We start from the raw sequence: 11,637 nt of genomic DNA on the forward strand, positions 1-11,637 counted from the left end.
CCGCTCAGCAAAAATATTGCTTTCCGGATGAACGGCACCTATGAATATGCGGAAAGCTTCAGAGACCTGGTACAATCCAAAAAGCATTATTTCAATCCGTCTTTTGTGTTTAATATAGGGGAAAATACGCAGCTTATCGTAGAAGGAGATTATCTTCACCACGAATTCACGCCTGATTTCGGTATCGGAAGCGTTACCGATGAAGCTACAGGTATTTCCAGACTGGCTACGGAAATCAGCAGGAATCAGTTTCTGGGAGCCGGGTGGCAGTACCAGACCAACCAGCAGGCCAGTACAGATGTTATTCTCAATCATAAATTCAGCAACAGTTGGACTTTAAACGCAGTAGCCTCCTATCAGAACTATACCAAGGATTATTTTTCCACGGAGAGGATTCAGTGGACCTACAATTCTTCCAAAAACAACATGAGCCCGAAATGGAAAAGAAGCGTAGGCAGGACATACAACGAGCAGAATTATACTTCATTGCAGATTAACCTCAACGGAGAATTTAAGACCGGCAAAATAAACCATAAAATGCTTATCGGTACAGACGGCGATTACAGCCAGGCAGATAACTACACCTACAATATCCAGTCCGGAGACTTTGGCGAACTGATTCTGAATAATCCTGCAACCTGGAGCAATGAAGCTTTACAGCCTGTTGCTGACCGATCATACAGAAGGAGAATCCCTACCCGGCGCTTCGGAGTATATGTACAGGATTTTATAGAACTTACCAAATCCATAAAATTGCTGGCCGGTCTCCGCTATTCCTACCTCACCAACGGAGAGTCTGCAGATAACATATTTATTCCGGGAACTAAAGTCCCTGCTGCCAGTGCTGAAACCAAGAACCATGCTTTTTCACCTAAAGTAGGACTGGTATATGCTCCGAATGAAAACCTATCCTTGTTTGCTACCTATACCAATTCATTCGTTCCTAATACAGGATTTGATTTTTACTCAAGAGCCGCCCTGGATCCTTCCGTAGTAGACCAGTATGAAATAGGTATCAAAAAGAATTTCTGGAACGATGCGGTTGCTGTAAACCTATCCGTTTATCAGATCAATAACAACAATACCTATACCCAGCCGATCAATAATCCTTCCGGTGATACAACGCTCAGAATTTACGCGGGCGCCGTAAGAAGCCGTGGAGTCGAGCTGGATCTTACCGGAAACCCTTCCAAAAACCTTTCGCTGATCGGCGGGGTTTCTTATAATAATGCGGTATATACGAAAACCCCGGATGACGGCTTTATAGAAGACCAGAGACTGGTAAGGACTCCTGCCGTTACTGCCAATGCATCGGTTTTTTACACCTTTGATGACTTTGCCAAAGGTCTTGTTATAGGAGCCACAGCCTTTTATACGGGAGACAGAAAGGCCGGATGGAATGACGTAAAAGGCCAGAAACAGGTGACCCGGATGATTGATGTGGAGGGGTTTACCACCTTAGATCTGAGCATCGGATACCAATGGAAAAAATTCATGGTACAGGGTAAAGCGGGAAATGTATTTGATGTTGTCAACTACAATGTTCACGAAAATTACTCCGTCAACCCTGTTATGCCGAGGAATTATTATGTAACCCTGACTTATAAACTGTAAGAAAAGACTTCAAGGCTATTTTACATCAAGTGAGAGCTGTATTTTTACGGCTTTCACTTTTGAACTTTTAAAACAAAAATAAACGATACGATATGGATAAGATTAAAGACACCCGGAGTTTCATGCGGGTTACCCACCGCTATCTGGGATATTTCCTGGCCGGAATTATGGCGGTGTATGCGGTAAGCGGCGTCCTGCTGATTTACAGGGATACCGATTTCCTTAAAAATGAAAAAAAATATGACCAGGTCATTGCCAAAAACCTTTCTGAAAAAGACCTGGGGAAAGAACTGAAGATCAAGAACCTTGAAGTAAAAAAAACGGAAGGGCCGGTTCTGATATTTAAACAGGGCACCTATAATACGGCAACCGGAGAAGCAAAATACAGGAAAAAAGAACTGCCTTTCGTTCTGGATAAGATGACCAAACTTCACAAATCACAGTCTAAAGAAACGCTTTCCCCGCTGAATGCTTTTTTCGGGATTGCCCTGTTCTTTTTTGTCATCTCCAGCTTCTGGATGTTCAATCCGAAAAGCAAAGCTTTCAAACGCGGCATGGTATATACGGCAGCCGGTCTTGTGTTAGCATTGATTTTGCTGATGGTATAAACAGGGCCTCTTACTATACCACGAAATCCCGAAAAACCTGCTTGAATATTAGATTTTTATTCCCTGAATTCACCAAACAAGGAAGAGTATGGCACATTTATTGTTTTTTGAAAGCTCAAATGATAAGCATTAACTATTAAATTATAAATTATGAAAAAATTAATTTTATCAGGAATACTGGCTGTAGCAGGTTTGGCTACAACTGCAAACGCTCAGATTCAAAGAGGGAACTGGATGGTAGGAAGCAGCATCTTATCCAGCAACTTCGGTTTGAATACCGGTGGCGGATATAACATTGCTTTACAGCCTAAAGCAGCTTACTTTGTTGAAGATAACGTAGCAGTGGGTGGATATGTAAACCTGGGATTCAGCAAGGTAACCAATGGAAGCCCTACCAGATTTGATTATGCAGTAGGAGGTTTAGGCCGTTATTATCTTTCTCCGGGAGAAAAAGGAGTAGATAACCTGTTAAACCACGGACGTTGGTTCTTCGAAGGAAATTTAGGGGTTGGGGGAGCTTCTGTTGAAAACGGAATTTCTACCAGCGGTCTTGATTTCGGTGTAGGTCCTGGATATTCTTACTTCATTACACCTAACATCGGTGTTGAAGGTCTGGTAAAATACCAGGGGCAGGCAGGATTCGGAAGCGAAGGCCTTAACTCAAACATCACTTTCAATGTTGGCTTCAGCATCTTTATTCCTACTTCAAAAGGAAGAGAAGTTGTTAACGACGTAAAATAAGCAATCACTTCACACTCACATATATTTTTACAAAAGAAAGCGCATCGGAAAAATTTCCGATGCGCTTTTCAAATTAAAACTAAACTATAAAAAATCAAATAAATCATGTATTCGGTTGAGGCGTATATCTCAGATACGGCTTTACTTCGGTTACGCCTTTCGGGAAAATCTTTCTGGCATCTTCCGTAGAAACCGAAGGCGGCACAATGACGTCATCCCCATCCTGCCAGTTTACCGGAGTGGCAATTTTATGGGAATCCACCAGCTGCAGAGAATCCAGAACCCTTAGGATTTCATTGAAGTTCCTCCCTGTTGAAGCAGGATAGGTAATGATCAGGCGTACTTTCTTTTCAGGATCAATGATCAGTAAAGAACGCACCGTTGCGGTTGCAGAAGCGTTTGGATGAATGAAATCATAGAGTTCGGAAATCTTCCTGTCCTTATCTGCAATAATGGGAAACTGCACTTCCGTTTCCTGGGTTTCATTGATATCCCTGATCCAGTTCTGGTGATCTTCTACTCCATCTACGCTTAAAGCAATCACTTTCGTCCCTCTTTTTTCAAATTCCGATTTAAGCTTTGAAGTGTAGCCCAATTCCGTGGTGCAGACCGGTGTATAATCTGCAGGATGAGAAAAAAGAATTCCCCAGGAATCACCCAGGTATTCATAAAATCTAAGATCTCCCAAAGACGTTTCCGCCTGAAAGTCCGGTGCCGTATCTCCTAGTTTAATTGACATAATATTTTGTTCTTATTAGTCTACAAATTTAGTAGAGTTTATGATACTGGCAAAATATTTGTTGAAAAATTATATCTTTATTTAAAAAAAATTTCTTTTCATGCAGAAAGTCAGTCAGAATTATATTGATGTGGTCTACCGTGTACTTGAAAACTGGTACATTAAATTTGCCCAGCTTACCCCCAAACTTATTGTGGGCATTCTGGTATTTTCTTTTTTCCTGCTTACCAGCAAATACTTCAGTGTAGCTGCTGTAAAACTGTTTCATAAGTTTTTCCCTAAAAGCAAAAAAGAAAGTTCGCTGGTAACCATGATCAGTATTTTCAGAGCGCTGATCATGATCATCGGAACGTTTATTACCCTGGAGATCATGGGTTTCAGCGGCTTCTTATGGAAATTTATCGGAAGTCTGGGAGTTGCCGGGGTTATTGCCGGGGTCGCATTGAAAGACCTGGTTTCCAGTATTTTTTCGGGAATGCTTATCAGCATTGACAAAGCCTTTAAAGTAGGTGACTATATTTCAATCGGGAATAATTCGGGAACCGTTATGGAAATCGGTTTCCTGACTACCAAAATCATCAGTGACGACGGAAAAAAAGTGTATATCCCAAACCAGGTAATCTTCAATGCTCCTTTTTCCAACATCAGCGCATCACCCCAACGGAAAATCATCCTTAATTTTGAGATACCGGCGGATCAGGACATTAACAAAGCCCGTGTCATTGCTTCTGAAATCCTCACAGAACTGAATGATATCGACCGTCCGGATACATCCGAAGTGATCTTTACAGACCTGAAACAAGGGGTATTCACCCTACAGGTAAAATTCTGGATGGCTGTCGGTGCCAATATGGGAGTCCTCAAGAGCAAAGCGTTTCTCAAGATCAAAGAAAAACTGGATCAAAGCGGCATTCAGCTGGTAACGCCTACCAGCATCAGCATTGCAGACGGAAGCGCATCAGCACTGGCTAACAATCAGCAATAATCTGTTTTCTTCCGGATCTGCAACACCCATCAGCTGAATAGGAATAAACAGAAAGCAGGTTTTTTATAGTATTACCGATCAGGAGCAGTAAAAATAAAAGCAGCCTCGTATGAGACTGCTTTTTTTGTTAAGGACAATAATTTTTTTACTTTTTGATGATCAGTTTTTCCGAAATCTTTTCACCGCTTTCAAGAATAATGGAAACGATATAATTTCCGTTCACCAGATCATGTACTCTCAGCTCTGTTTCCCCTTTGAAATCACCGTTGCTGATTAATCTTCCGGAAGCATCATACAAGGTATATTCCGCTTTCTGTGAAGCATTTTTCAGGCTGATGTGAACGACATCGTGAGCCGGGTTGGGATACATTGAAAAACTTTTTACAGATGCCTCTGCTGTAGACAATGCATTCTGTGAAATGGAAAAGGCAGATGAATTTAATGCGTAATAAATATTGTTGACTGCTTTTACCATAATTCTGGCAGATGATACGTTTTCATTAGGCAGTGTGACATTGGCTGAGCCGGTATTCGGAACACTTGCCGCCAGTACCGTATCAAAAGTCTGGCCTCCGTTTTTGGAAAGCAGGATACTCACATTCTGGGTATTGATGGTGCCTGTATTGGTACCTGCCACATTCCAGGTTACCGGAACAGAAGTATTTCCCGTATAGGAAGTATTTGAAGCCTGTGAAGTCACGGTAAAAGGTCCGTCATTGGTAACGGTAACCACCATAACGTCTCTTGCTGCCTGGTTTCCTGATGCCTTGTTATCATTAACGACAAGGGAGAAACTCAGGCTTCTGGCGACACCCGGGGTAACTTCCCATTTCGGAACAAGGTTATTGGCTACCACTGAACTCAGTACCGGGAAGTATCTTGACGGCGATGAAGTGGGAATCCTTGAGCGGTAAACAGGTCCTACCGTGGCTGTGGCAACCGGCGGCTGCGTATTGTTATTATTGTTGTACTGTTCCCACAGATAAGTCAGCGGATCTCCGTTCGGGTCGGTGCCGGTACCGGTCAGTACGAAAGCGGTTCCTTTCGGGATGATGTAATCCGGTCCTGCATCTGCCGTAGGTACGGTATTATTGTTTGACGTTTTTACTGAACAGTCTGTTCCACGTTGTATCACCGCATACATCTCCAGAACATTGGCCGCATGAAAATACGCATCACTGTTGTTCTGTACATTGTTATTGGAGCCGCAGATACCGGCATAGGCCATAATGGTGCTTCCGCTCCCCGGCTCATATGCGGTACCGTTGTTGGCATTTCCGGCACACGAGCCTGTAGCGGCCCTGAAGGAATGGTTTGCCCCGAACTGGTGGCCGATTTCATGCGCCACATAGTCGATATCGAAAGGATCTCCTACGGGAGCTCCGGATCCTGTAACTCCCGAAGCTTTGTTTCCGGCGACACAGACAACCCCCAGCCCGGCAAGACCGCCGCTGTTGGTCCCGAAGACATGCCCGATATCATAATTCCCGGAACCGATCACCTGATCGGTGTTCACCTGGTTTTCGTCGATCATTTCCCCGGGATCACCATTGGTGAAAGGATCAGTAGCTGCATTGGTATAAACGATATTGCTGTTATTGGCAATCATGACCATAGTAGTAGAGATGGTTTTCTCATAGATCCCGTTGACCCGGGTCATGGTGGTGGCCATTGCATTCATGGCAGCTGCAACCGTACCGCCGTGAAATGCTGTATACTCACCGGTAGCAGATAAAGCCAGCCTGTATGTCCGGAACTGCCCGTCGGAAACCAGGGGCGCCTTACCGGCAGACCCGCTGTTTTTCAGGTGATCAATTTCATCTTCAACCGCGCATTCAAAAAGGCGGTCATTCTTCGGAAGATCGCTTCTTTTGTAGAGAATGAAAGAGGAATTGTCTTTGGTATAGCTGTCCAGATAGCTGATCTCCCAGTTATCAAAATACATTACGCTGATTCCTGTTGACGGGGTAACACTGAAACGGATGGTATTTTCAGGATGGCTTTTCTCCCAGCCTATATACGATCTGATTTCCGGAAATTCCGCCTGTAAGGCAGGCTCCATTACTGAGGCCTCCTGTACGATATAGTTCCTGATATTTCCATCTGAACCGGGAAATTTCACCATCAGGCTTTCACTTCCCGAAAACCGCTGCGGTGCTTTCTTAAGGTCAGCTTTAAGCTTTTCAATATCCAGCTGATAAAGCAGAAAAGTGTTTGGAGTTGTCCACCTGGGAGCAAGATTTTCCCGGTTCACTGCGGTATTGTCTTTAAGCCTGGACCAGTAATTCTGTTGCGCAAAGCCCTGTGCTGCCATCAGCAAGCAGGAAACAATAAAAGTTTTTTTCATAAATCCATTATATTAAGTGATAGGTTAACATGCATCAATGTAATAATTCACAATTTATCAATAAAAAAAAAGAAGGAATATATAAAATACATCCCTTCATCCCTCATTTGGGTAAAATTAATAATTTCAGCCGAAATTTATTGATTTTAATCAAATATTTTTGCCGAATTATTCTGCCGGTATTTTTGTGGCAGAGCGTGTACTGTCCTTACCCGGCATCTTTACGGTATCCTCCCGGATTACTGTTTCTCCAATGATTATATCCTTCTTAGGGAGACTGTCCTGTTCTTTTTTAGAAACAACCAGACCGGCAGTTCTGTAACTCTCCTGCTTTTTTAAACAGCTCGTCAGGAAAAGAACGAAAGAAAATACGCCTAAAGCAAGCCTGCTGTTACCTGCAGTAGAAGACAGATACCTGAAAAAGGCGTTCCCGGCTCTTCCGGAATCCTGAACGGGATCCAGCTGTATCGTGTAAAACCTGCCACAGGTCTCTTCATTTTTTCTTTCCTCTAAAATCTGCCGGATTTCGGGTGGTGTTTTCCGGGTAAAATCTATTACGCACTTGCTGCAGGCAGAGCAGAACCTTCCTTCTTCCTGAGGAAGCATTGATTCCCAGTCTTCAGAACAGGGGTTGGGTATTTGGATATTATTCATGGTATAAAGCTTATTTTTTTATAGAGGCACAATGGCCATCAACGATGGCAGCACAATGCTATCTTCCAATAAAAATAATAAAAAAAACCGTTTCAAAACGAAACGGTTTCTGTATAGCTTAAAGTTCAAGCTTATGCTAAAACTTCTTTTACTTTGTTAGCCGCTTCTTCCAAAGTAATTGCGGAGTGTACAGGAAGACCTGACTCGTCAATTAACTTTTTCGCTTCAACGGCGTTGGTTCCCTGAAGTCTTACGATCAGAGGAACAGGAAGGCTTCCCATTGCTTTGTAAGCATCTACCACGCCCTGCGCTACCCTGTCGCATCTTACGATACCACCGAAGATGTTGATCAGGATTGCTTTTACGTTCGGATCTCTTAAGATGATTCCGAAAGCGGTCTGTACTCTTGCAGCATCGGCTGTACCACCCACGTCAAGGAAGTTAGCCGGGTTACCGCCTGATAATTTGATGATATCCATAGTGGCCATCGCCAGACCGGCTCCGTTTACCATACATGCTACGTTACCGTCCAGTTTTACGAAGTTAAGACCGGCTTCGCCCGCTTCAACGTCCATCGGATCCTCTTCTCTCGTATCTCTGAGTTCCGCTAAATCTTTGTGACGGAACAATGAGTTGTCATCCAAAGTTACTTTAGCATCTACCGCGATAATTTTGTTATCGGAAGTTTTCAGCACAGGATTGATTTCGAAAAGAGAAGCATCGATTCCCGTGTAAGCGTTGTATAAAGAAGTGATGAATTTCGTGAATTCTTTGAAAGCATTTCCTTCAAGGCCTAAGTTGAAAGCGATTTTTCTGGCCTGGAATCCCTGCAGCCCTAAGGTAGGGTCAATGATTTCCTTGTGGATCAGGTGCGGCGTTACTTCAGCCACATGCTCGATATCCATTCCTCCTTCGGTAGAATATACTACGGTATTTTTACCTTCGGCCCTGTCTAAAAGGATGGAAACATAAAATTCCTTTGTTTCCGTTTCTCCCGGATAATACACATCTTCTGCAACCAAAACGGAATTTACTTTTTTCCCTTCAGCAGAAGTCTGCGGCGTGATCAGCTGCATTCCGATGATGTTCTGAGCGTTTTCCTTAAGCTTATCCATGTTTGGAGAGAACTTTACACCGCCTCCTTTACCACGTCCGCCGGCGTGGATCTGCGCCTTCACCACCCATCCCTGAGCACCGGTTTCAGCCGTCAGTTTTTCAGCAGCCGCTACAGCTTCGTCTACGTTGTTTGCTACGAAACCGCGTTGGATAGCCACTCCATACTTTGATAAAATCTCTTTTGATTGATACTCGTGAAGATTCATATTATTTTTATTATTTTATTTTAATAGTTAAAGGTTGACAAATTTAATAAAAATGAACAAGCTTTAAAAAGAAATTTGCGGAACTTTTAGCCGAAGGGGAAACCCTGCTGATATTCTGATCCCGATTTTTCCGGACCAAGGTCCCGGAAATAAGCTTTCCGACAGAATAAGTCTACTATTCTAATCAGATTTTAATGGCATTCTAATTTTATTTTGTGGTAGTAATGATCTCATCGTTTATCTTTGTATCTGCCAAAATAACAGAATAAAAATTCTGTCTGCGGCGATCTTCACCAGACACAATACCGGTTATTAATAGGATAAAAATCAGGGCGTCTCCCAACGGCCCTGAAAATGCTATGTAAAATCATTCTTACTTATATAAATAAAATGGCGGCAACAGCAAATGAATACGGGATAAAACTCCTGAAATACATCACCAAAGAAAAAAAAGATGTTACCAATATTTATTTTTATGCGATCCTCAACGGATTGGTATCCCTGAGCATTCCTCTGGGAATACAGTCCATCATCAGCTTTGTGATGGGGGCAACGATGGTCACCTCCATTTACCTCCTGATTTTTTTTGTGGTTCTCGGAACTTTTTTCGTCGGGCATTTCCGGCTGAAAGTACTCCAGATCATTGAAAAAATCCAGCAGAAGATCTTCGTTGAATTTTCCATGGCTTTTACTGAAAAGCTGCCCAAAGTAGACCTGTCTTCATCGAGGAAATACTATCTCCCGGAGCTGGTGAACCGTTTTTTTGATGTGCAGAACCTACAGAAGGGCATTTCAAAAATACTCCTGGAAATCCCCACGGCGCTCATACAGATTGTTTTCGGGATCCTGCTGCTTTCCTTTTATCATGTATGGTTTCTTGCATTCGGAGGCCTGGTTGTACTTTCTGTAGCGGTTATTTTCCGATACACCATGGAGAGCGGTATCAAATCCAGTATTGAAGAAAGCGATAAAAAATATGATACCGCAGCATGGATCGAAGACATTGCCGGCTCGGTAAAAACATTTAAAATGCATTCTGAAAACGAGACCCACCTCCAGGGAACGGATGAGCGGGTATCGGAATACCTTGATCACAGGACTTCCCACTTCAAGGTCCTGATGTTCCAGTACAAGACCATTATCGCCTTTAAAGTGATCATCACACTGGTTATGCTCGTTATCGGGACTTATCTGATGCTCGATCAGCAGCTGAATATCGGAGCGTTCATTGCCACCGAAATTGTGGTGCTCAGCATTATGGCTGCCGTAGAAAAGCTCATCATAAGCCTGGAAAGCTATTACGATGTGATTGCCTCCTATGCAAAGCTGACGAAAGTTACCGAACTGAAAGAGGAAACCGAAGGAGATATCCAGCTATCCCAGAAATCAAATGGAACCGAAGTGGAATGTAAAGACGTTCATTTTGCGTTTCAGGATGCCAACCCGATCTTGGGCGATCTGAATTTCAAGATAAAATCCAACAGCCTTAACGTCATTACGGGAAATACAGGAGCCGGAAAATCGCTTCTCCTGAATATGCTTGCCGGTTTTTACGAGCCGGCGTCAGGTGCCATTCTCTTTGATAAGATCCCGCTTAAAAATTTAAATAAACAGCTCTTCAGATCGCAGGTCGGATTGTATCTCGAAAACATGAAGGTGATCCAGGGAACCGTACTGGAAAACATCTTACTCGGGAATTCCCGGAGTGATACTGAAAGTATCCTGCATGTTTCTGAAAAGATAGGCATTGAAAACATTTCCCACCTTTTCAGCAATGGTTTTTATACCGATATCAGCGAAACAGATTCTGAGATCACCTTCAGCTCCCGGAAAAAGATATTGCTGCTCCGTACGCTTTTGGGCGAAAAAAGGCTCATCCTGCTGGAAAACCCGATGGCCGGAATGCCGGAAGCATTCCAGCGAAAGCTTCTTCAGCATCTTCATGAAATTAAAAAAAGCGCTACGGTAGTTATCGTTTCCTCCGATACATACCTGATTGCGGGCGCAGACCAACACCTTCATCTTGATAACGGGACCGTAAAGGTTATTTCCTAAAAATTCAGAAAAATGAAACTACAGTCATTCGATAAAATATACCGCATCCATAAAAAATCCAAGGTAAAGAGATGGTTTTTCTTCATCCTGCTGGCAGGTGTCATCACGCTTTTCCTGCCATGGACACAGAACATCAAAATAAAGGGAAATGTGAGCTCGCTTTATCAGGAGCAGCGTCCCCAGCAGCTGAACTCGCCGATCCCCGGAAGGATCATCAAATGGAATGTAAAAAATGGGGATTATGTAAAAAAGGGTGATACTTTACTGCAGTTATCAGAAATTAAAGAGGATTACCTGGATCCGCTTCTGGTGCAGCGTACAGAAGAACAGGTGCAGGCAAAAAAGGGTGTAAGAGATTATTATGAAGCCAAGGTAGGGACAACAAATAACCAGTTACAGGCCTTAAATGCTGCACGGGAACTAAAGCTGAACCAGCTGAAAATAAAGATAAGCCAGCTCAACAACAAGCTTACCGGTGAAGAGGCCGAGCTTGAGGCGGCAAAAAACGAGCTGAAGCTTTCGGAAGACCAGTTTGCCAGGCAGAAAAAAATGTATGACGAAGGTTTGGTTTC

General features: G+C 43.2%; 10 protein-coding genes. 6 read left to right on the forward strand and 4 right to left on the reverse strand.

Going from position 1 to position 11,637, the window contains the following annotated elements:
• The 3 genes from QZ735_RS17645 to QZ735_RS17655 all read left to right on the forward strand — a co-directional run.
• A partial coding sequence (locus QZ735_RS17645) for a TonB-dependent siderophore receptor (RefSeq protein ID WP_294251293.1) occupies positions 1–1,614 on the forward strand: 1,614 nt, incomplete at its 5' end.
• Positions 1,615–1,706: 92 nt separating this feature from the next.
• Positions 1,707–2,222, forward strand: a complete 516-nt coding sequence (locus QZ735_RS17650; RefSeq protein WP_294251297.1) for a hypothetical protein — start codon at positions 1,707–1,709, stop codon at positions 2,220–2,222.
• A gap of 150 nt (positions 2,223–2,372) precedes the next feature.
• Positions 2,373–2,963, forward strand: coding sequence for a hypothetical protein (locus tag QZ735_RS17655; RefSeq protein ID WP_294251300.1), 591 nt, complete (start codon positions 2,373–2,375; stop codon positions 2,961–2,963).
• 103 nt (positions 2,964–3,066) lie between these two features.
• On the opposite strand, the gene QZ735_RS17660 is transcribed toward QZ735_RS17655, so the two are convergent.
• Positions 3,067–3,702, reverse strand: coding sequence for a peroxiredoxin (locus QZ735_RS17660; protein ID WP_294251302.1), 636 nt, complete (start codon positions 3,700–3,702; stop codon positions 3,067–3,069).
• A 100-nt stretch (positions 3,703–3,802) separates the two neighbouring features.
• On the opposite strand from QZ735_RS17660, the gene QZ735_RS17665 reads away from it, so the two are divergent.
• Positions 3,803–4,687, forward strand: coding sequence for a mechanosensitive ion channel domain-containing protein (locus tag QZ735_RS17665; protein WP_294251304.1), 885 nt, complete (start codon positions 3,803–3,805; stop codon positions 4,685–4,687).
• Positions 4,688–4,832: 145 nt separating this feature from the next.
• Here QZ735_RS17665 and QZ735_RS17670 read toward each other — a convergent pair whose 3' ends face one another.
• The 3 genes from QZ735_RS17670 to sucC all read right to left on the reverse strand — a co-directional run bounded on the left by QZ735_RS17670 (position 4,833) and on the right by sucC (position 9,010).
• Complete coding sequence (locus QZ735_RS17670; protein WP_294251306.1) at positions 4,833–7,034, reverse strand: reprolysin-like metallopeptidase; 2,202 nt, start codon at positions 7,032–7,034, stop codon at positions 4,833–4,835.
• A gap of 168 nt (positions 7,035–7,202) precedes the next feature.
• The gene (locus QZ735_RS17675; protein ID WP_294251308.1) at positions 7,203–7,688 is read right to left on the reverse strand and encodes a hypothetical protein; all 486 of its coding nucleotides are present in this window, start codon (positions 7,686–7,688) and stop codon (positions 7,203–7,205) included.
• 131 nt (positions 7,689–7,819) lie between these two features.
• Entirely contained in the window at positions 7,820–9,010 is a 1,191-nt protein-coding gene (gene sucC, locus QZ735_RS17680; RefSeq protein WP_294251313.1) for an ADP-forming succinate--CoA ligase subunit beta, read from the reverse strand.
• Between the two features lie 390 nt (positions 9,011–9,400).
• Here sucC and QZ735_RS17685 point away from each other — a divergent pair, with 390 nt between their 5' ends.
• Both QZ735_RS17685 and QZ735_RS17690 read left to right on the forward strand, forming a co-directional pair.
• The gene (locus QZ735_RS17685; protein ID WP_294251316.1) at positions 9,401–11,065 is read left to right on the forward strand and encodes a peptidase domain-containing ABC transporter; all 1,665 of its coding nucleotides are present in this window, start codon (positions 9,401–9,403) and stop codon (positions 11,063–11,065) included.
• A 12-nt stretch (positions 11,066–11,077) separates the two neighbouring features.
• On the forward strand, positions 11,078–11,637 hold a 560-nt coding region (locus QZ735_RS17690), incomplete at its 3' end, for a biotin/lipoyl-binding protein (RefSeq protein ID WP_294251319.1).

This window comes from uncultured Chryseobacterium sp. (genome assembly GCF_913776365.1).
Taxonomy (GTDB): domain Bacteria; phylum Bacteroidota; class Bacteroidia; order Flavobacteriales; family Weeksellaceae; genus Chryseobacterium.

What these genes read in the sequence shown, in the direction of transcription:
- sucC (WP_294251313.1), bottom strand. Translation starts at nt 9,010, where the DNA reads ATGAATCTTCACGAGTATCAATCAAAAGAGATTTTATCAAAGTATGGA.
- QZ735_RS17665 (WP_294251304.1), top strand. Translation starts at nt 3,803, where the DNA reads ATGCAGAAAGTCAGTCAGAATTATATTGATGTGGTCTACCGTGTACTT.
- QZ735_RS17660 (WP_294251302.1), bottom strand. Translation starts at nt 3,702, where the DNA reads ATGTCAATTAAACTAGGAGATACGGCACCGGACTTTCAGGCGGAAACG.
- QZ735_RS17650 (WP_294251297.1), top strand. Translation starts at nt 1,707, where the DNA reads ATGGATAAGATTAAAGACACCCGGAGTTTCATGCGGGTTACCCACCGC.
- QZ735_RS17675 (WP_294251308.1), bottom strand. Translation starts at nt 7,688, where the DNA reads ATGAATAATATCCAAATACCCAACCCCTGTTCTGAAGACTGGGAATCA.
- QZ735_RS17685 (WP_294251316.1), top strand. Translation starts at nt 9,401, where the DNA reads ATGGCGGCAACAGCAAATGAATACGGGATAAAACTCCTGAAATACATC.
- QZ735_RS17670 (WP_294251306.1), bottom strand. Translation starts at nt 7,034, where the DNA reads ATGAAAAAAACTTTTATTGTTTCCTGCTTGCTGATGGCAGCACAGGGC.
- QZ735_RS17655 (WP_294251300.1), top strand. Translation starts at nt 2,373, where the DNA reads ATGAAAAAATTAATTTTATCAGGAATACTGGCTGTAGCAGGTTTGGCT.